This is a genomic window from Allobosea sp. 117, from assembly GCF_000702305.1.
GTDB lineage: Bacteria > Pseudomonadota > Alphaproteobacteria > Rhizobiales > Xanthobacteraceae > Ancylobacter.
Genome location: NZ_JNLC01000001.1, coordinates 1 through 20,016, shown reverse-complemented (window position 1 = coordinate 20,016; position 20,016 = coordinate 1). Strand labels below are relative to the sequence as shown.

At 68.7% G+C, this 20,016-nt stretch carries 18 protein-coding genes; 9 read left to right on the top strand and 9 right to left on the bottom strand.

Annotated elements, in window-relative coordinates:
• Positions 1 to 50 precede the first annotated feature (50 nt).
• Together U742_RS0100090 and U742_RS0100085 are read left to right on the top strand one after the other, a co-directional pair.
• Complete coding sequence (locus tag U742_RS0100090; protein WP_029348810.1) at positions 51 to 395, top strand: ArsR/SmtB family transcription factor; 345 nt, start codon at positions 51 to 53, stop codon at positions 393 to 395.
• Complete coding sequence (locus tag U742_RS0100085; RefSeq protein ID WP_156034093.1) at positions 395 to 874, top strand: SRPBCC family protein; 480 nt, start codon at positions 395 to 397, stop codon at positions 872 to 874. The genes U742_RS0100090 and U742_RS0100085 overlap by 1 nt, the downstream gene beginning before the upstream one ends.
• A 3-nt stretch (positions 875 to 877) precedes the next feature.
• On the opposite strand, the gene U742_RS21790 is transcribed toward U742_RS0100085, so the two are convergent.
• The 6 genes from U742_RS21790 to U742_RS0100055 form a co-directional block, all read right to left on the bottom strand.
• Positions 878 to 1,309, bottom strand: a complete 432-nt coding sequence (locus U742_RS21790) for a hypothetical protein (RefSeq protein ID WP_081852741.1) — start codon at positions 1,307 to 1,309, stop codon at positions 878 to 880.
• A 16-nt stretch (positions 1,310 to 1,325) separates the two neighbouring features.
• Positions 1,326 to 3,320: an RNA polymerase sigma factor RpoD gene (gene rpoD / locus U742_RS0100075; RefSeq protein WP_029348807.1), complete on the bottom strand. Its 1,995-nt coding sequence runs from the start codon at positions 3,318 to 3,320 to the stop codon at positions 1,326 to 1,328.
• Positions 3,321 to 3,538: 218 nt separating this feature from the next.
• Entirely contained in the window at positions 3,539 to 5,467 is a 1,929-nt protein-coding gene (gene dnaG / locus U742_RS0100070) for a DNA primase (RefSeq protein WP_029348805.1), read from the bottom strand.
• 85 nt (positions 5,468 to 5,552) lie between these two features.
• The gene (locus tag U742_RS0100065) at positions 5,553 to 5,858 is read right to left on the bottom strand and encodes an AzlD family protein (RefSeq protein ID WP_029348803.1); all 306 of its coding nucleotides are present in this window, start codon (positions 5,856 to 5,858) and stop codon (positions 5,553 to 5,555) included.
• Positions 5,855 to 6,577: an AzlC family ABC transporter permease gene (locus U742_RS0100060; protein WP_029348800.1), complete on the bottom strand. Its 723-nt coding sequence runs from the start codon at positions 6,575 to 6,577 to the stop codon at positions 5,855 to 5,857. The genes U742_RS0100065 and U742_RS0100060 overlap by 4 nt, the downstream gene beginning before the upstream one ends.
• A 31-nt stretch (positions 6,578 to 6,608) precedes the next feature.
• Positions 6,609 to 7,067, bottom strand: a complete 459-nt coding sequence (locus U742_RS0100055) for a GatB/YqeY domain-containing protein (RefSeq protein ID WP_029348798.1) — start codon at positions 7,065 to 7,067, stop codon at positions 6,609 to 6,611.
• Between the two features lie 121 nt (positions 7,068 to 7,188).
• Here U742_RS0100055 and carA point away from each other — a divergent pair, with 121 nt between their 5' ends.
• Positions 7,189 to 8,406 (top strand): glutamine-hydrolyzing carbamoyl-phosphate synthase small subunit, encoded by a 1,218-nt coding sequence (carA, locus tag U742_RS0100050; protein ID WP_248310214.1) that lies wholly within the window; start codon positions 7,189 to 7,191, stop codon positions 8,404 to 8,406.
• 7 nt (positions 8,407 to 8,413) lie between these two features.
• On the opposite strand, the gene U742_RS0100045 is transcribed toward carA, so the two are convergent.
• On the bottom strand, positions 8,414 to 9,784 hold the full coding sequence (locus tag U742_RS0100045; protein WP_051660734.1) for an aminotransferase-like domain-containing protein: 1,371 nt from the start codon (positions 9,782 to 9,784) through the stop codon (positions 8,414 to 8,416).
• A gap of 170 nt (positions 9,785 to 9,954) precedes the next feature.
• On the opposite strand from U742_RS0100045, the gene U742_RS0100040 reads away from it, so the two are divergent.
• Entirely contained in the window at positions 9,955 to 10,866 is a 912-nt protein-coding gene (locus tag U742_RS0100040) for a DMT family transporter (RefSeq protein ID WP_081852740.1), read from the top strand.
• A 13-nt stretch (positions 10,867 to 10,879) separates the two neighbouring features.
• On the opposite strand, the gene U742_RS0100035 is transcribed toward U742_RS0100040, so the two are convergent.
• Positions 10,880 to 11,635 carry an SDR family oxidoreductase gene (locus U742_RS0100035; protein WP_029348789.1) on the bottom strand — a complete coding sequence of 252 codons (756 nt, stop codon included), beginning with the start codon at positions 11,633 to 11,635 and terminating at the stop codon, positions 10,880 to 10,882.
• A gap of 108 nt (positions 11,636 to 11,743) precedes the next feature.
• Between U742_RS0100035 and U742_RS0100030 the strand changes: the two genes are divergently transcribed.
• Positions 11,744 to 12,157 (top strand): winged helix-turn-helix transcriptional regulator, encoded by a 414-nt coding sequence (locus U742_RS0100030; protein ID WP_029348787.1) that lies wholly within the window; start codon positions 11,744 to 11,746, stop codon positions 12,155 to 12,157.
• Positions 12,158 to 12,294: 137 nt separating this feature from the next.
• On the opposite strand, the gene U742_RS0100025 is transcribed toward U742_RS0100030, so the two are convergent.
• Complete coding sequence (locus tag U742_RS0100025) at positions 12,295 to 12,633, bottom strand: ArsR/SmtB family transcription factor (protein ID WP_029348785.1); 339 nt, start codon at positions 12,631 to 12,633, stop codon at positions 12,295 to 12,297.
• Between the two features lie 265 nt (positions 12,634 to 12,898).
• On the opposite strand from U742_RS0100025, the gene carB reads away from it, so the two are divergent.
• From carB to U742_RS0100005, 4 genes are all read left to right on the top strand, one after another.
• On the top strand, positions 12,899 to 16,234 hold the full coding sequence (gene carB, locus U742_RS0100020) for a carbamoyl-phosphate synthase large subunit (protein WP_029348783.1): 3,336 nt from the start codon (positions 12,899 to 12,901) through the stop codon (positions 16,232 to 16,234).
• A gap of 129 nt (positions 16,235 to 16,363) precedes the next feature.
• Positions 16,364 to 16,837, top strand: a complete 474-nt coding sequence (greA, locus tag U742_RS0100015) for a transcription elongation factor GreA (RefSeq protein ID WP_029348781.1) — start codon at positions 16,364 to 16,366, stop codon at positions 16,835 to 16,837.
• Between the two features lie 335 nt (positions 16,838 to 17,172).
• Positions 17,173 to 18,438 carry an autotransporter outer membrane beta-barrel domain-containing protein gene (locus U742_RS0100010; RefSeq protein WP_029348779.1) on the top strand — a complete coding sequence of 422 codons (1,266 nt, stop codon included), beginning with the start codon at positions 17,173 to 17,175 and terminating at the stop codon, positions 18,436 to 18,438.
• 81 nt (positions 18,439 to 18,519) lie between these two features.
• Positions 18,520 to 19,605: a glycosyltransferase family 4 protein gene (locus U742_RS0100005; RefSeq protein ID WP_156034092.1), complete on the top strand. Its 1,086-nt coding sequence runs from the start codon at positions 18,520 to 18,522 to the stop codon at positions 19,603 to 19,605.
• Positions 19,606 to 20,016: the final 411 nt, after the last annotated feature.

Sequence of the window (20,016 nt, the reverse complement as noted above, 5' to 3'; positions counted from 1 at the left end):
GCATATAGTTAGGCATTGACCTAACTATTTTCCCGGCATAACCTTGCGTCATGATGGCCGCGCAACCCGCCCTCGACGACACCTTCCGCGCCCTTTCCGATCCGACCCGTCGCGCGGTGCTGGAAGCATTGGGCCGCGGGCCGGCGTCGGTGAGCGATCTCGCCCGTCCCTTCGAGATGGCGCTGCCGAGCTTCCTCCAGCATCTGAAAGTACTGGAGGACAGCGGGCTGGTCGCCACACGCAAAGTCGGACGGGTACGGACCTGCACCTTGCGCGCCGAGCCGTTGGCGGCCGCTGGCCATTGGCTCGAGGCCCAGCGCTCGCTCTGGACGCAGCGGCTCGACCAGCTCGACGCCCTGCTGCTGCAACTGAAGAACCAGGAGGAAACGCGATGATGCCTACCCCGGAAACCGTCTTCGACCCGGCACTCGATCTCGAGCTGAGGCGAGAGGTGGACGTTCCTCCACATCTGGTCTGGCGGGCGTGGACCGAACCGGAGCTGCTGATGAAGTGGTTCACTCCGGCCCCATGGCGGACCACCGCCTGCGAGCTCGATCTCAGGCCCGGCGGCAGATTCCGCACGGTGATGGAAGGACCGAACGGCGAGCGGCACGACAGCACCGGCTGCGTGCTCGCCGTCGTGCCGCAGAGCCTGCTGGTGTTCACTGACGCGCTCGGACCGGGTTATCGCCCCACCGGCGAAGGCTTCATGACCGGCTCGGTCGCCATCAGCCCGACCGCGACCGGGACGCTCTACATCGCCCGCGCTGTCCACAAGGACGAAGCCGCGCGCAAGCAGCACGAGGAGATGGGTTTCCACCAGGGCTGGGCCACCGCGCTGGATCAGTTGGTGGCGCTGGCGAAGACGCTGTGAGCGTCAGTTCGGCTCGTCCGGCCGGCCGTCATCGTCCATGTCGGCGTGGAAGACATGCAGCACATGGTGGACGATCGGCGAGAGCACGACGCCGGTCGCCAGCACGATGACGAGACCGGAGAAGATGGCGTAGGAACCGGCGAAGATCTTGCCGGCCTCGGTGTGGAGTTCGGAGACCGGTCCCATGCCGGAGAGGATCATCGCGGCATTGAGATAGGCCTCGGTGAGACCCATCCCCTCGAAGCCCGAATAGCCGGCCATGCCGACGGCCAGGCCGAACAGCATGATCGCGAACCAGATCGCGACCGCGTTGCCGAGGCGCCCGAAGAAGACGCGTCGCGTGGTGTAAGGCTGGCCGAGACGCCGGAAAAACGAAAGGGGCGGCGCCGGACGTTCCGTCCGGGGCGCCGCCCCCGATGTTTCCCTGCGAGCCATGAGCGGCTTCGCGTCCTCAGTTGTCGAGGAACGACCTGAGCTTGCGCGAGCGGCTCGGGTGCTTGAGCTTGCGCAGCGCCTTCGCCTCGATCTGGCGGATGCGCTCGCGCGTGACCGAGAACTGCTGGCCGACCTCTTCCAGCGTGTGGTCGGTGTTCATGCCGATGCCGAAGCGCATGCGCAGCACGCGCTCCTCGCGCGGCGTGAGCGAGGCCAGAACCCGCGTCGTGGTCTCGCGCAGGTTCGACTGGATCGCCGCGTCGATCGGCAGGATCGCGTTCTTGTCCTCGATGAAGTCGCCGAGGTGGCTGTCCTCCTCGTCGCCGATCGGCGTCTCGAGCGAGATCGGCTCCTTGGCAATCTTCAGCACCTTGCGCACCTTCTCCAGCGGCATGCCGAGCTTCTCGGCCAGCTCCTCCGGCGTCGGTTCGCGGCCGATCTCGTGCAGCATCTGGCGCGAGGTGCGCACGATCTTGTTGATCGTCTCGATCATGTGCACCGGGATGCGGATGGTGCGGGCCTGGTCGGCGATCGAGCGGGTGATCGCCTGCCGGATCCACCAGGTGGCATAGGTCGAGAACTTGTAGCCGCGGCGATACTCGAACTTGTCGACCGCCTTCATCAGGCCGATGTTGCCTTCCTGGATCAGGTCCAGGAACTGCAGGCCGCGGTTCGTGTACTTCTTGGCGATGGAGATGACGAGGCGCAGGTTCGCCTCCACCATTTCCTTCTTCGCCTGCCGGGCCTCGCGCTCGCCCTTCTGCACCATCTGCACGATCTTGCGGAATTCCTGGATCTCCAGCCCCGTCTCGGTGGCGAGCGCGTGGATCTCCGAGCGCAGGTCGCGAATGGTGTCGAGCTCCTGCCCGATGAAGCCCTTCCAGCCGCGCGTGGCAAGGTTCTTCACCCGGTTGATCCACTTGGGATCGAGCTCCGAGCCCTGATACTGCTTGAGGAAGTCCTCGCGGGAGACGCCGAAGCTCTCGGCAAGGCGCATCAGCCGGCCTTCGAGCGAGACGAGGCGCTTGTTGATGTCGTAGAGCTGCTCCACGAGGTTGTCGATGCGCGCCTGGTTGAGCGACAGCGACTTCACGTCGAGGATCAGGTCGTCCTTGAGCTTCTTGTATTTGCGGTCCTGCGAGGGCGAGAGGCTCTCGTTCTTGAGCTTCGACTCGACGTTCTGGTCCTGCAGGCGGCGCAGCTTCTTGTAGGCGTCGGCGATGCGGTCGAAGGTCTCCAGCACCTTCGGCTTGATCTCGGCTTCCATGGCGGCGAGCGACAGGGAGTTCTCCATGTCGTCTTCATCGTCGGAAGCGATGCTCTCGCCGAGCGTCGGCTCGCGCTCTTCGTCGCCGTCGGGCGCCAGCGCGCCGCCGTCGACGATCGGGGCGTTCTTGCCCTCGGGGCCGGCATAGGTCGCTTCGAGGTCGATGATGTCGCGCAGGAGGACCTTGCCCTCCACCAGCTCGTCGCGCCAGATGATGATGGCCTGGAAGGTCAGCGGGCTCTCGCAGAGACCGGCGATCATCGCCTCGCGGCCGGCCTCGATGCGCTTGGCGATGGCGATTTCGCCCTCGCGGGAGAGCAGCTCGACCGAGCCCATCTCGCGCAGATACATGCGCACCGGGTCGTCGGTGCGCTCGCCCGGCTCCGACTTGGTCTCCGAGCGGACCACGGCGCGGGAGGTCGTCTCGGCGATCTCGCCGCCGCTCTCCTCCTCGTCGTCGGCGACCGGCTCGGCCTCCTCGGTCTCCTCGCCCTCGGCCTCCTCGGCCTCGACGACATTGATGCCCATCTCGCTGAGCATCGCGTAGATGTCCTCGATCTGGTCCGACGTGTTCTGGTCGGAGGGCAGCACCTCGTTCAGCTCGTCATACGTCACATAGCCGCGCTTCTTGGCGAGCTTGATCATCTTCCGGACGCCGGCGTCCGAGAGATCGAGCAACGGGCTGTCCGGGGTCTCGCCGTCCTTCTCCGGGGCTTCCGTCGCTTCCGCCGCCTGCTTTGCCATGCATGTGCTCCTTGACCGCCGGGGCCATTCGGCCGCGACGCGCGGCGGACGCCATCCGCTCCGCCCAGACAACCAACTGACAGGACGAGTGACCGCCTCGTCCCGACCGCGCGTTAACCCTGACCAACCGCACGTCGACGCCCGACGGACGACCGACGCAAACAGGGCCACACGCTCCACGGCGTACACGACGCTCGCGGGCGGGCGACCCAGATTCCTTACATCGACCGCACCGGACGGCCCGACGCGGCGCCGAACCCCTCTACCAAAGCTTCGGTTCCGTCAAGAGCCGCGATTCGATTTTGAACATCGAGGAAGCGTGCCCAGTTGACCTCCGTGGGGTCGTCGGCCAGCGCTTTCTCGGCTTCCTTGAGCTCCTTAGATAGAGCGTGCGAGCGCCGGTGCAAGGCCGTGCGCTGCCGCCACCACAACGCGACGTCCGCCCGGCCTGCATCGGCGAAGGTCGGCCAGTCGTGCCGCGCCACCGCTACCGCATGCACGCGGGCGACCGCTCCGTCGAGCTTTTCGGAAGCAAGCCGCGCGCCAAGACGCTCGCGATCCTCGGCCTCGCCTTCCATATGCGCGTCGAGCAGCGCCCGGCGCAGTTGGTCGGCCTCGCGGTTGAGGAACGGCAGGTCGGCCAGTTCCTCGGCGCCGTCGTCGAGCAGCCAGGGATGGTTGAGCACGGCGAACAGCAGCAGCGCCTCGTTGCGCGGAATCTCCGCCGCCGTGCCGCGCAGCAGCGCCGAGCGCCGCAGGCTCTCGCCGCGCATGCCGATCGCCTCGCGGACATTGCCGCCGCGCCGGTCCCCTGCCCGGCCGGTTCCGCCGCGATAATCCCCCGTCCCGCGCCGCGAGCCACCGGCATTGGCGGAGGTCGGCGCGAAGAGACGGCGGAACCGCTCCATCAATTCGCTGCGATAATGCCGGCGCACCGTCTCGTCCTGGATCACGCTGATGATCTCGCCGATCCGCGCTTCCAGCGCCGCGCGGCGCTCGGGCGTCTCGAAACTGCCGGCCTCCGTCTCGCGCGACCACAGCACGTCGGCGAGCGGTCGCGCCTGCGCCAGCACGGCCTCGACCGCCTCGCGCCCGCCCTTGCGCACCAGATCGTCGGGATCCTGCCCCTCGGGGAGGGTGCCGAAGCCGAGGCTCACGCCGGGCTTCAGATGCGGCAAAGCGAGATCAAGCGCCCGCCAGGCGGCGCGGCGACCCGCCTTGTCGCCATCGAACAGCAGCACCGGCTCCGGCGCCATCTTCCACGCCAGCGCCAGTTGCTCCTCGGTCAGCGCGGTGCCGAGCGGCGCGACCGCGCCGGGAAAGCCCGCTTCCACCAGCGCGATGACGTCGACATAGCCCTCGGCGACGATCACCGGCGCGCCCTTGTGGGCGGCCGCACGGGCACCGAAACCGTTATAGAGCAGCGAGCCCTTGTGGAAGAGCGAGGTCTCCGGCGAGTTGAGATATTTGGCGGCGACATCCTTCTCCAGCGCCCGCCCGCCAAAGGCGACGACACGCCCGCGCAGGTCGGTGATGGGGAACATCACCCGGTCGCGGAAACGGTCATACGGCACCGGAATGTCGTCGCCATGGACCAGCAGCCCCGCCTCGACCATGTCCTCGACCGGCACGCCCCTGGCCCCCAGCGCCTCCTTCAGCGCGAAGCGCTCGGGGCTCGCATAGCCGAGCCGGAAACGCGCCTGCGTCGGCGGGCCGAGGCCGCGATCGGCGAGATAGCCGCGGCCTTTGGCGCCGGCGCGGCCCTGCAGCGTCGCCTCGAAATATTTGGCGGCGAGCTCCATCACCTCGTGCAGCGTCTTGCGCCGGGTCTCCTTCGCCTCCTCCTCGCGCGAGACCGCCGGCATCGGCACGCCGGCCATATTGGCGAGCCGCTCTACCGCCTCGGGGAAGGCGAGGCCCTCGGTCTCCATCAGGAAGTCGAACTGGTCACCGTGCTTGCCCGATGAGAAGCAGTGGTAAAAACCCTTCTGGTCGTTGACATAGAAGGACGGCGTCTTCTCCGGGTTGAAGGGCGAGAGCCCGCGCCACTCGCGGCCCTGCTTCCTGAGCTGCACGCGCTTTCCCACCACCTCCGAGACCGGGAGGCGGGTGCGTATCTCGTCGAGGAACGAGGGCGGGAAGCGCATGACGATTCGGATGTCTCGGCTCGGGATTGACGGTCGCACGGCGTGGAACTGCGGCGCGCCTGCGCGCGGGCCTTTTCCCCGCTCTTCACACTCCAGCATAGCCGCGGTAGAGCGCGGCGGCGAGAATGCCGAGCGCCATGGCGGGCAGCGCGCGGCGCATGAGTAGCACGGCGAGGAGCGTGGTGCCGACCGCGACGAAGGCGGCGGCGCCGCCGCGCACCGTCGCCGGCACCACGATGGCGACCAGCACGGCGCCCGCCAGATAGCGCAGGAAGGCCTCCAGCCGGGGCGACATCGGCATGAAGCCCACCAGCCAGAGGCCGCCCGCGCGGGTCGCGTAGGTCACCAGCGCCATCGCCAGGATGACCAGCACGGCATCGTTCGTGCTCATGGGCGCCGCCCGTGCTGGATCAGGCCGGCGATGCCGCCGGCAAGGCCGCCGACCAGAACATGCCAGTTCGGCGGCAGCCACCACACCGCCGCCAGCGCGGCGAGGCCGGCGACCAGCCAGGGCAGATCGTCGATCCGCTTGCGGTGCAGGCCCACCAGCGTGGTGGTGAAGAACACCACCAGCACGAGGTCGAGGCCGTAGCGCTGGACGTCGGCGAGGGTGAGCCCGCCGGCCACCGCACCGAGGACGGTGGCCCCCAGCCACACCACCCACATGGCGAGGCCGCCGCCGACCAGATAGCCGAGGTCACGCTCGCCCCGCGCCTCCGCCGCGATCAGCGCCGCCCAGTTGAGATCGCTCAGCACCAGCATGGCGGCGTAGCGCTTCCACGCCGCCAGTCCCCGCGTCAGCATGCGCAGCGACGCGCCGAGCAGCAGATGCCGCGCATTGATGGCGAAGGTCGCCAGGAGCAGCGGCACCCACGGCACCGGCGTCTGCCACAGGTCGAGCACCGCGAATTGCGAGGCGCCGGCGAACACGACGGCGCTCATCAGCGCCGCCGCCCATCCCTCGAGGCCGGCGCCGCGCGCCGCGATGCCGAAGGCCGCGCCGAAGACGAAGATGGGAATCAGCACCGGCCCCATGGCGAGCGCGCCGCGGCGCACGCCGTCGAGCGTCAGCACCGCGCCGCCGCGATGCGATTCGGGGGACTGGGCCATGGCGATGCCGATCTTCGGAGGTGGCGCGTCCTCAGCCGGCGGTCAGCAGTTCCTTGACCGTGCCGCTCGCCTTGCCGAAGTCCATTACCCCAGTATAGCGCTCCTTCAGCGCCGCCATGGTGCGGCCCATGTCCTTCAGGCCATGGGCGCCGATCTCGGCGATGACGGCGGCGATGGCGGCCTTCGATTCGGCGTCGTTCATCTGCTTCGGCAGGAAGCCGAGGATGACGTCGATCTCCTCGCGCTCCTGCGTCGACAGGTCGGCGCGTCCCGCCTCCTCGTAGATCTTCGCGGATTCCTCGCGCTGCTTGATCATCTTGGTCAGCAGGCCGAGCAGTTCGTCGTCCGACAGCGGGTCGCGGCCATGGCCGCGCGCATCGATGTCGCGGTCCTTAATGGCCGCATTGATGAGCCGCAGCGTGCCGAGCCGCCGTTTGTCCTGGGCCTTGAGCGCATCCTTCAGCGATGCGTTGATCACGTCGCGCAGCACATATGCCTCGTTCTGGTTCTGTGAGTCGCCGCCGGCAAAGACCGGTCATTCACGATTCTCGGGTCTAGCCTGCACGCTTCGCGCTGGCGTCCGCCGCGGCGAACGACTAATTAGGGCACCCATGACGCAGGAACAAGACCACATCAGCGGCGCTGGCGCCGCCGGCGACGTGTGGGCAGAGCCCACGGCCACCGCCATTCTCGTGCTCGCCGACGGCACGGTGCTCGAAGGCTTCGGCCTCGGCGCTGCCGGCCATGCGGTGGGCGAGGTATGCTTCAACACGGCCATGACCGGCTATCAGGAGATCCTCACCGATCCCTCCTATGCCGGCCAGATCATCACCTTCACCTTCCCGCACATCGGCAATGTCGGCACCAACGAAGAGGACATCGAGACCGTCTCGATGGCCGGCGCCTCGGGCGTGCGCGGGGTGGTGCTGCACTCCTCCATCACCGATCCCTCGAACTATCGCGCCACGCGCAACTTCGACCTGTGGCTGAAGGCGCGCGGCATCATCGGCATTGCCGGGCTCGACACCCGCGCGCTCACCGCGCTGATCCGCGACAAGGGCATGCCGAACGCGGTGATCGCCCATGCGCCGGACGGCCGGTTCGACCTGCCGGCGCTGAAGAAGGAGGCGGCCGAGTGGCCCGGCCTCGTCGGCATGGACCTCGTGCCGATGGTGACCAGCGCCCAGCGCTTCACCTGGGACGAGACGCCCTGGCAGTGGCCGGAGGGCTATGGCCGCCAGACCGCGCCGGCGCACCACGTCGTCGCCGTCGATTACGGCATCAAGCGCAACATCCTGCGCCTGCTCGCCCGCGCCGGCTGCAAGGTGACGGTGGTGCCGGCGACCACCTCGGCCGAGGACATCCTCGCGCTGGCCCCGGACGGCGTGTTCCTGTCGAACGGCCCCGGCGATCCGGCGGCGACCGGCGAATATGCGGTGCCGGTGATCCGCGAGATCATCGCGCGCGGCGTACCGACCTTCGGCATCTGCCTCGGCCACCAGATGATCGGCCTCGCGGTCGGCGGGCGCACCATGAAGATGCACCAGGGCCACCACGGCGCGAACCACCCGGTGAAGGACCAGACCACTGGCAAGGTCGAGATCACCTCGATGAACCACGGCTTCGCGGTCGACCGCGACAGCCTGCCGGCCAATGCCGAGGAAACGCATGTCTCGCTGTTCGACGGCTCGAATGCCGGCATCCAGCTTACCGACAGGCCGGTGTTCTCGGTGCAGTACCACCCCGAGGCGAGCCCCGGCCCGCAGGACAGCCACTACCTGTTCGACCGCTTCGTCGAGATGATCGCGAAGAACAAGAAGGTGGCGTGAGCACCGCTCACGCCGGGCCGGCATCGCGGCCGAGAGCCCGCGCAAGCGTCGCCATGAGACGTGGATCGCCGCATTGGGCGACGTTGAAGCGCATGAAGGCCCCGGCGAACTGTGAGGCGCTGAACACGTTGCCGGGCGCCAGCACGACGCTCTCCGCCAGCGCCGCGCGGGCGACCTCGGCGGAATCGCGCTCCTCCGGCAGCCGGCACCACAGATAGAAGCCGCCGCGCGGCATCAGCCACGGCTCGATGCCGAGCCCCCGCAGGCTTTCGGCGATGTCGCGCCGCGCCTTCGCGAGCCGCCGGCGCAGTTCCTCGATGTGCCTGCGATAGCCGCCCCCGGAAAGGACGCTGGCGATCAGTTCCGTCGCCACCGGGCTCGGACCACCGAAGCTGGTCGCGACCTGAAGGTCGACGAGATCGGCGACGATGTCGGCCCGCGCCGCGACATAGCCGCAGCGCACCGAAGCGGAGAGCGTCTTCGAGAAGCTGCCGATCCGGATGACCCGGCTGAGCCCGTCAAGCGCGGCGAGCCGCACCGAGCTCTCCGGCTCGAATTCGGCGAAGATGTCGTCCTCCACCACCGTCAGGTCATGAGCGGCGGCGAGGTTGAGCAGGCGATGGGCGGTGGACGCCGAAAGGGTAGCGCCCGTCGGGTTATGCAGCGCGGAATTGGTGATGTAGAGGCGCGGACGCTCGCGGACGAGCGCCGCCTCGAACGCCGCGATGTCCGGCCCCGAGGCGGTGTAGGGCACGCTGACGATCCTCGCCTGATGGGCCCGCAGCAGTGCGCGGAAATTGAAATAGCAGGGATCGTCGACCAGCACCGCGTCGCCGGGGGTGAGCCGATGGCGACAGATGAGGTCGATGGCCTGCGTGCCGGACGAGGTCAGCATGAGCTGATCGGCCGAAAGATCGAGCCCCTCGCCGGCAAGCCTGCCCAGCAGCAGCCGGCGCAATGCCGGGGAGCCGCGCGTGCTTCCATAGTCGGCGAGAAGGGCCTCGTCCGCGCGCGCCAGCCCCCGCGCCGCGCGGCGCAGCGCCTCGACCGGCATCCAGTCGGCAGGCAGCCAGCCGCAGCCCGGCTTCAGCGCGGTCGGATCGGCATCGAGCGACTGGCGCGAGACCCAGAACGGATCGACCGCACGCTCGCGCGGCGGTCTGTCCGCTGCCGGCGCCAGCGGCGGCAGGGCGGTCGCCGAGACGTAGAAGCCCGACCCCGGCCGCGCCCGGATCAGTCCCTCGGCGACGAGGCGGTCATAGGCCTCGACCACCGTCGAGGGCGAAACGCCCATGGTCGCGGCGAAGCGGCGGATCGAGGGCAGCCGGTCGCCGGCGGCGAGCGCACGGCTCGCCACCCGGGCGCGGATCGACGCCATGACATCGGCGGTCCGCGTATTGCTGCGCGGGAGGATGGGTCGGGAGCGCGTCAACCGTTCGGATTCCTTTATCCATACAGTTTGACCAAACTGTACCGTTCCGTGGCTGTCGCGGCCAGCGCAAAGCGCCTATTGCCTGAAGGAGGGCCCGAAGCGAGGAACACGTGGCAATGGTGGACGCCGAATCGGTCGAAACGCGCGCGATCGCGACCACACGGATCGAGCCGGGCGCCTTCGACGGCTGGGGAAGCGGCCTGCTCGGCGTCATCATCTTCAGCGGCTCGCTGCCGGCGACGCGGGTGGCGGTCGCCGGCTTCACGCCGTTGTTCCTCACCTCGGCACGCGCCCTGATCGCGGCGCTGCTCGCCGCCGTCCTGCTCTTCGCGCTGCGACAGCCGCGGCCGTCCGGAAAGGACCTCGCCTCGCTCACCGTGGTCGCGCTGGGGGTGGTAATCGGCTTCCCGCTGCTCACCGCGCTGGCGCTCCGGCACATGACCTCGGCGCATTCGATCGTGTTCATCGGGCTGTTGCCGCTCTCAACCGCCGTGTTCGGCGTGCTGCGCGGCGGCGAGCGGCCGAAACCGCTGTTCTGGCTGTTCTCAATTCTCGGCAGCGCCACCGTGGTGGCCTTCGCGCTGTCGGGCGGCGGCTCGGGCTCGCCTATGGGCGATCTGTCGATGATCGCCGCCATCCTGCTGTGCGGTCTCGGCTATGCCGAGGGCGGCAAGCTCGCGCGCCGGCTCGGCGGCTGGCAGGTCATCTCCTGGGCATTGGTGCTCGCCGCGCCGCTGATGGCGCTGTTGACCCTGCTGACGCTGCCCGCCTCGTGGCAGGACATCGGCATGCCGGCCTATGTCGGGCTCGGCTATGTCTCGGTGTTCAGCATGCTGGTCGGCTTCGTGTTCTGGTATCGCGGCCTCGCGCGCGGCGGCATCGCCCGCGTCGGGCAGTTGCAATTGCTGCAGCCGTTCTTCGGCCTTGCGCTCGCCGGGCTGCTGCTCGGCGAGCCGGTCGCGTGGACCATGGTTGCAGCGACCGGCGCCGTCGTACTGTGCGTCGGCCTAGCGCGGAAATACGCCTGACGCGTCCACCGTCTCAGTGCGCGCCGTCGTTCAGCATGCCGAACACCGCCTCATAGTCGCCCCGCGCCTCGGCGCCGCGCAGGAACTCGACCCGCTTTACGCGGTTCTCGGGTCCCTTCGGGTGCGCCTTGAGCTGCTCGACCGTCTCGCTGATGAAGTCGGCGAGCGGCATCGAGTTCGGGTTCGCCGCATGCCCCGGCATCAGGTCGGTCGCCACCGCCGGCGGCACGATCTCGATCACCCCGACCGTGGTGCCGCGCAACTGGTGGCGCAGCGACTGGCTCCAGGAATGGATCGCCGCCTTGGTCGCGTTGTAGGTCGGCGTGATCGTCAGCGGCACGAAGGCGAGGCCTGACGACACGGTGATGACCGTGGCGTCCGGCTGGCGGCGCAGATGCGGCAGCAGCGCCGCAGTGAGCCGGATCGGCCCGAGCAGATTGGTCGCGATCGTCGCCTCCGCCACCGCGAGGTCGACCGCATCGGCGGTCCAGTCCTCGGTGACCATGATGCCGGCATTGTTGATGACGACGTTCAGCGCCGGGTAGTCCTTCGTGACCGCGGCGCCGAAGGCGGCAACCGCGCCCGCATCCGCCATGTCGAGCACGCGCCAGTCCATGCCCGGATTGGCGGTGGCGGTGGCCTTCAGCGTGTCTTCGCGACGGCCGGTGATGATGATCCTGTTGCCTTCCGCCTGCAGCGCCTCGGCGAGCGCGCGGCCGATGCCGGCATTGCCGCCGGTGACGAGAATGGTGTTGCCGGTGATGTTCATGACTGTCTCCCGGATGCTGGTGTCTGCGATGCGGCGTGTTATATGAACGTCACTTACTGATAGAAAGTAGGCACCCAAAATATCTATACTTACCTGATGGAGAGCGTCATGGTCTCTACAAGTGCCCGCCCCTCGCCCCACGCGCATCCCGACGGCGCGTCGGCGCCGACCGATCCGCGCGTCGAGGCGCTGGTGAACGAGCTCATCGGCCGCGTCGCCGACAAATGGACGATGATCATCCTCGAGGTGCTGACCGAGCATGGCGAGCTGCGCTTCACCCGCATCGGCGAGCTTGCCGGCAATATCAGCCAGAAGATGCTGACGCAGACGCTCCGTCAGATGGAGCGTGACGGGCTGGTGGTCCGCACCGTCCATCCGGTGATCCCGCCCAAGGTCGAGTACCGGCTGACCGATCTCGGCCTCAGCCTCGCGGAGGCCTTCTGCGGCGTGTGGATCTGGGCCGAGAAGAACCTCGACCGCATCGAATCCTCCCGCCGGCTGTTCGACGAAAGGAAGGGCTGAGGCTTCCGGCGGGAACCGCGGGACCGGCGCCGGGTTGTGTCCGCGGACGCGGGAGATCGCACCATGTCGGAACCTGAAACGCTGGTCCTTTCACCTTCCGGCGGCGTGCCCAACAACCCGCATCTGCCGGTGCTGATCTATCGCGCCGCGCTGCCGGCCGATCCGGTCGGGCCGCATTCGAGCCCGCAGGCCTCGCCGGCGCAGCAATTCTCGGTCAGGTAGCCGAGGACATCGTTCATCGCGTCGAAATTCGCCGCGTAGAAGAGCTGCCGGCTGACCCGGCGCTGGGTGACGAGACGGGCCTGCATGAGCTCTCGTGTGTGGAAGGTCAGGGATGACGGCGCGATGCCGAGGCGCTCAGCGATCGTTCCCGCCGGCAGCCCGGCGGGTCCCGCCTCCACCAGCAGGCGGAAGGCGGCGAGCCGGTGCTCGTGGGCGAGCGCGGCCAAAGCATCCACCACGGTGGCGGCGTCCATCTCATCAATCCGATATTTCAACGACTATCGAATAGTGGAGAATGAACGCCGCCGTCAAGCGGGCTTCGGCGGCGGCCGACGGCGGGGCGTCGCATGCCGCCCTTCCCCCTCCGGGGAATCTGGTCTATGGGAGGCGCCACGTTTAGACGAGCCGTCGCGCGGGAGCCTCCCGCGCCAAGAAATTGACCCGGGTCCAGCCAAGGACGCGTCACTCGCGCGTCCTTTTTCGTGTGCCCGGTGGAATGCGCGAGCCGCACGGGATCCGATGCCGAAACGCACAGATATCTCCACCATCCTCATCATCGGCGCCGGCCCCATCGTCATCGGCCAGGCCTGCGAGTTCGACTATTCCGGCACACAGGCGTGCAAGACGCTGAAGGCCGAGGGCTACCGGGTGGTGCTGGTCAATTCCAATCCGGCCACCATCATGACGGACCCGGATCTGGCCGACGCCACCTATGTCGAGCCGATCACGCCGGAAATCGTCGCCAAGATCATCGCCAAGGAGCGCCACGCCGTTCCGGGCGGCTTCGCCCTGCTGCCGACCATGGGCGGCCAGACCGCGCTCAACTGCGCGCTGTCGCTGAAGAAGATGGGCGTGCTCGACGAGTATGACGTCGAGATGATCGGCGCCACCGCCGAGGCCATCGACAAGGCCGAGGACCGCGAACTGTTCCGCGACGCGATGACCAGGATCGGCCTGTCGACGCCGCGCTCGCAGCAGATCAAGACGCTGGCGCAGGCGCTCGGCGTGCTGGACGAGATCGGCCTGCCGGCGATTATCCGCCCCTCCTTCACCATGGGCGGACAGGGCGGCGGCATCGCCTACAACAAGGCCGAATATATCGAGATCATAGAGCGCGGCATCGACGCCTCGCCGACCAACGAGGTGCTGGTCGAGGAGAGCGTGCTCGGCTGGAAGGAGTACGAGATGGAGGTGGTCCGCGACAAGGCGGACAACTGCATCATCGTCTGCTCCATCGAGAACATCGACCCGATGGGCGTGCATACCGGCGATTCGATCACCGTCGCCCCGGCACTGACGCTGACCGACAAGGAATATCAGGTCATGCGCGACGCCTCGCTGGCGGTGCTGCGCGAGATCGGGGTGGAGACCGGCGGCTCCAACGTGCAGTTCGCGGTGAATCCCGAGGACGGCCGGATGATCGTCATCGAGATGAATCCGCGCGTGTCGCGCTCCTCGGCGCTGGCCTCCAAGGCGACCGGCTTCCCGATCGCCAAGGTCGCCGCGCGCCTCGCCGTCGGCTACACGCTCGACGAGATCGCCAACGACATCACCGGCGGCGCCACCCCGGCCTCCTTCGAGCCGACCATCGACTACGTCGTCACCAAGATCCCGCGCTTCGCCTTCGAGAAGTTCCCCGGCGCCGACCCGGTGCTGACCACCTCGATGAAGTCGGTCGGCGAGGCGATGGCGATCGGGCGCACTTTCCAGGAGTCGCTCCAGAAGGCGCTGCGCTCGCTGGAGACCGGCCTCACCGGCCTCGACGAGATCGAGATCGAGGGCCTCGGCCAGGGCGACGACAAGAACGCTATCCGCGCCGCAATCGGCACCCCGACGCCCGACCGGCTGCTGAAGGTGGCGCAGGCCATGCGCCTCGGGCTCGACGACGAGCAGATCCACACCGGCTGCAAGATCGACCCGTGGTTCCTCGCGCAGATCCGCGGCATCGTCGAGACCGAGCAGAAGGTCCGCCAGCACGGTCTGCCGTCCACCGCCGGCGCCTTCCGGCGCCTCAAGGCCATGGGCTTCTCGGACAGCCGCCTCGCCGGCCTCGCCCGGCTCTCCGAGCACGAAGTGGCCGAGCGCCGCCGCGCGCTGGACGTGCGCCCGGTCTACAAGCGCATCGACACCTGCGCGGCCGAGTTCGCCTCGCCCACCGCCTATATGTACTCGACCTATGAGGCGCCCTTCATCGGCGCGCCGGCGGACGAATCGCGTCCCTCCGATGCGAAGAAGGTGGTGATCCTCGGCGGCGGTCCGAACCGCATCGGCCAGGGCATCGAGTTCGACTATTGCTGCTGCCACGCCGCTTTCGCGCTGAGGGACGCCGGGTACGAGACCATCATGGTCAACTGCAACCCGGAGACCGTCTCGACCGACTACGACACCTCGGACCGGCTCTATTTCGAACCGCTGACCGCCGAGGACGTGATCGAGATCATCGACCGCGAGCGCAGCAAGGGCACGCTGCACGGCGTGATCGTGCAGTTCGGCGGGCAGACGCCGCTGAAGCTCGCCCGCGCTCTGGAAGAGGCCGACGTGCCGATCCTCGGCACCTCGCCGGACGCCATTGACCTCGCCGAGGACCGCGATCGCTTCAAGACGCTGCTCGACAAGCTCAAGCTGCGCCAGCCGGCCAACGGCATCGCCTATTCGGTCGAGCAGGCCCGGCTGGTGGCCGGCGATCTCGGCTATCCGCTCGTCGTGCGTCCGTCCTATGTGCTGGGCGGGCGCGCCATGCAGATCATCCACGAGGATTCCCAGCTCGGCGACTATCTGCTCGGCACCCTGCCCGAGTTGGTGCCCAACGACGTCAAGGCGCGCTACCCGAACGACAAGACCGGCCAGATCAACACGGTGCTCGGCAAAAACCCGCTGCTGTTCGACCGCTATCTGTCCGACGCCATCGAGGTTGACGTCGACTGCCTCGCCGACGGCACGGACACGCATGTCTGCGGGATCATGGAGCACATCGAGGAGGCCGGCATCCATTCCGGCGATTCGGCCTGCTCGCTGCCGCCCTATTCGCTCTCGCCCGAGATGGTGGAGAGGCTTGAGAAGCAGACCCGCGACCTTGCCCTCGCGCTCAAGGTCGGCGGACTGATGAACGTGCAGTACGCCATCAAGAACGGCGACATCTACGTTCTCGAGGTCAATCCACGCGCCTCGCGCACTGTGCCCTTCGTCGCCAAGGTGGTGGGCCGGCCGATCGCCAAGATCGCCGCGCGGGTGATGGCCGGCGAGAAACTCGCCTCGTTCGGCCTGAAGCCGGTGAAGCTCGATCATGTCGCGGTGAAGGAGGCGGTATTCCCCTTCGCCCGCTTCCCCGGCGTCGACACCGTGCTCGGCCCGGAGATGCGCTCGACCGGCGAGGTGATCGGCCTCGACCGCAATTTCGACGTCGCCTTCGCCAAGAGCCAGATCGGCGGCGGCACCAAGGTGCCCAAGTCCGGAACCGTCTTCGTCTCGGTGCGCGACGACGACAAGCCGCGCATCCTCGATTCGGTGCGCCTCCTGCTCGCGCTGGGCTTCAAGGTGATCGCCACCTCGGGCACGCAGCGCTATCTCGCCGAGAACGGCATCCCCAGCGCCAAGATCAACAAGGTACTGGAAGGCCGGCCGCACATCGTCGATTCCATCAAGAACGGCGACGTCCAGCTCGTCTTCAACACCACCGAGGGGGCCCAGGCGCTCGCCGACTCGCGGTCGCTGCGCCGTGCCGCCCTCTTGCACAAAGTGCCGTATTACACCACGCTATCAGGTGCCGTCGCAGCCGCGCGCGGGATCAAGGCCTATATCGGCGGCGATCTCGAAGTGCGCGCGCTGCAGGACTACTTCGGCGCCGAGCGTTCCTGACCGCTGTAGCGGCCTGGACGACGGCGCCCACCGAACACCGCCGCCGTCGCGGGAGGACTTCGATGTCCATGAAGGACGTCGAAGGCCTGCCGCGGGGGCGCGATTGCCTTTAGGGAGGTCGGAAGACCTATGGAAAAGATACCGATGACCCCGAAGGGTCATGCCGCGCTCGAACTGGAACTGAAGGAGCGCCAGCAGGTTGAGCGTCCGCGCATCATCGCGGCGATCGCCGAGGCGCGTTCGCATGGCGACCTTTCGGAGAATGCCGAATATCACGCGGCCAAGGAACAGCAGGCGCTGAACGAGGGCCGGATCGCCGAGCTCGAGGACAAGCTGTCGCGCGCCGACATCATCGACGTGACCAAACTCTCGGGCGACATCGTGAAATTCGGCGCGACCGTGACGCTGATCGATGAGGACACCGAGGAGCAGCGCGTGTGGCAGATCGTCGGCGACATGGAAGCCGACGCCAAGGCCGGGCGCATCTCCATCTCCTCGCCAATGGCGCGGGCGCTCATCGGCAAGAAATCCGGCTCCTCGGTCGAGGTGGTCACCCCGCGGGGCGCCCGTTCCTACGAGATCACCGAGGTGCGGTTCGTCTGACGGATCCTCGAGATTCAGGACAACTTTCGTCATGGCCGGGCTCGTCCCGGCCATTCACGTCTTTGGTTGCCGGCCTCGGCGGGACGCGGATACCGGGCCGGACATGACGGTGCCCGCGACCGCCCGCCACGGCCTCCATCCGCATCCTTCCGAGCGTTAACGATTCCTTGACGGAACCTTCTTCGCCGATTGACCTGCCTGCCCGCACGTGGTTGCCTGCGCCCCGCGCTTTCTTCGCGGGCGCGGCAGCCGTTGCGGGAATGGGGGGATCGTCTCGCGCAAAGGTCGTCGGCCTGCCGTGCGACGTCGGTGTGGGTTTGTGTGGGGACAGACGAATGCGGCACCTCAGGCGCACCGCTTGTCTCACCGCGGCAACGGCGACCATCGTCGTGCTCGCGCAGGGCGGGGCATACGCCGAACCGCGCTTTGAGATGCGCTTTCCCTGCGCCTCGCCGCCGCCCCCGCCGGGCGCCGAGACCCGGCTGCCGGGCAGCGAGATGATGGCCCAGCCCGCAGACCGCGCCGGCCTGCCCGCCAGCACCGCGACCTGGTCGCCGGACGTCACCATCGCTTGGCCGCTGCCCCGCGAATGCCTCGCCTCCCCGTCCCGTACCGGCGATATCCCGGACCGCCTGCGCGGCGGCGCGCCGGAGAAGACCCTCGGCTACGCGCCCGATCCCGATTCCGGCGACGCCAATCCCTTCACCGTGCTCGACCGCAGCCTCGGCGGACCGGGCGCCGACCTCACCGCCCGCCCCGCTCCCGCCGCGCGCATCGAGCCGAACTTCATCTGGAGCCGCGCGCTCGGCACCGCCCTGCCCTTCGACGCGGTCCTGCCGGATCCGGCCGGCGCCGACGGCGACCTCGCCGGCATCGAGCTGCCGCTCGACGAGGACCTCGCCATCGGCCTCGCCGGCGGCTGGATACGCTCGCGCTTCGCCATCGACGGCGGCGACGGGCGGCTTGAGGCGGAGGACTGGCGCTCGGCCTTCTACGCGGTGACGCGGGAGGACAATTGGCAGGCCTCCGGCCTCATAGCCTATGAATACGGCACCGTCGCCGACCCGCTCGCCGCCTTCGCCGCGCCGGCCGCCTCCAGGCTCGACGCCGGCTTCGCGGACGGTGCCGAGGTCACCGCCGGCTATGCCGAGGCACGGGCCGAGCTCAGCTATGTCTATGTGCTCGGCGATGCCGTCTCGCTCGCCCCCTATGGCGCCGCCGGCGCCTCCTGGGTGCAGCTCGACAGCCTGGCCGACGGCGCGACCGGCCTCACCGCGACGCAGGAGGCGGCCTGGCCCTTCACGGTGATTGGCCTGCGCCTTTCCGGCACGCTCGATCTCGGCGCCGCGCTGGTGACGCCGCGCCTCGACCTCGGCTGGCAGCACGTCGTCGGCGACGTCGATCCGCTTCTGCTCTTCGGTGCCGACGGCCCGGTGCCGGTCGCCGGCGTGCCGCTGGCGGAGAATTCGCTGGTGGTGCGGGCCGGCTTCGACGCGGCCTTCGCCGAGTCGCGCTGGCGTAGCGCGCTGCGCTACAGCGGCGACATCGCGCCGGAGAACCAGCAGCACACGGTGACGGGCGGCCTCGCCCTGCCGTTCTGAGAGATGCCACGGGGGGCGAGCGTTGCCATGGCGAACGCGCTGAGCAATGCCGACGGGGACCGGGCGGACGCCGCGCCGGCCATGCCCGACGCGGCCGTGCCCGACGTCGCCGTTCGCGATATGGCCGAGATCGACGTCGTGGCGCCGAACTTCAAGCGCCGCCTGTCCGGCGTCACCGCGACGCTGGAGCGCGTGGTGCCGGTGCAGGCCGGCGAGGTCGGCATCGCCGCGCTCGGGCCGAACCTCGCGCCCGGCGTGCCGCGCATCGGCTGGCATCAGCTCCCCGCCCTGTGGCGACGGCCGAAGCGGCACGCCCGGCGCATCTGGCACGCCCGGCGCAATGTCGAGATGCTGGCCGGCGTCGTGCTGCGCGACCTGCTGCGCATGCCGCTGAGGCTCGTCTTCACCTCCGCCTCGCAGCGCCATCACACGCGCTGGACCAGGTTCCTGATCTCCCGCATGGACGCGGTGATCTCGACCTCCGGCGCCACCGCCGACTATCTCGAGCGGCCCTCGACGGTCATCCTGCACGGCATCGACACCGAGACCTTCCGCCCGGCGGCGGACCGCGCCGAGGCCCGCGCCGCGCTCGGCCTGCCGCCACTCCGCATGGTCGGTTGCTTCGGGCGCGTGCGCCGTCAGAAGGGCACCGACGTCTTTGTCGACGCGCTCATCGAGGTGCTCCCCGCCCGGCCGGACTGGGGCGGCGTGGTGCTCGGCCGCGCCACCGGCCAGCATGGCGAGTTCGAGCAGGATCTGCGCCGCCGCATCGCTGACGCCGGCCTCGCCGACCGCATCCTGATGCCCGGCGAGGTCGCCACGTCGCAGACGCCGGCCTGGTACCGCGCCCTAGACCTCTATGTGTCGCCCCAGCGCTGGGAGGGCTTCGGCGTCACCCCTCTGGAGGCGATGGCGTGCGGCGTGCCGGTGGTCGCCACCACGGTCGGCGCGTTCCCCGAGCTCATCGCCGAGGGGGTGACGGGAACGCTGGTGCCGCCGGGCAACGTCTCCGCCATGGCCGCCGCCATCGCCGCCTATATGGACCAGGGCGACAATGCCCGCCGCGCCATGGAGGAATCGGCGCGGACGCAGGCGCTGGAGGAGCACTCCATCGCCGAGGAGGCCCGCCGCATCAACGCCGTCTATGCGCGGCTCTGGGCGGAATAGGATCGGGTTCCCAACTTACCGCCTCGGTGTCGTGTCCTTGACGCTTCCGCGCGCCCAGCGGCCGCTCCGGGATCGCGGGACGGCTCACCATCTCGTCATCCCGAGGCGCTCGCGCAGCGAGCTTTGAGGGACGCGCAGACGGCCGGTGCAGGGCGCTGGCCTTGGCTCGTGGCACCCGCCTGCGTGCTTCGAGGCCGGCCCGATGGCCGGCACCTCAGCATGACGGAGGCCTGTTCCGGGCGGCGGAGAAGGTGACGCGATGGCCTCTCCCCCAGCACCAATCGCCCCGCGCCCTGACGGGCCGGGGGTGTGGATGAGGCACCTTGCGTCCTTCGGGGATGAAGGGCGCGCGGGGCACCGGGCCGGACCGCTCCGGCCGATCGCCTGCACCGGGTGATGAAAGGTGGTGCA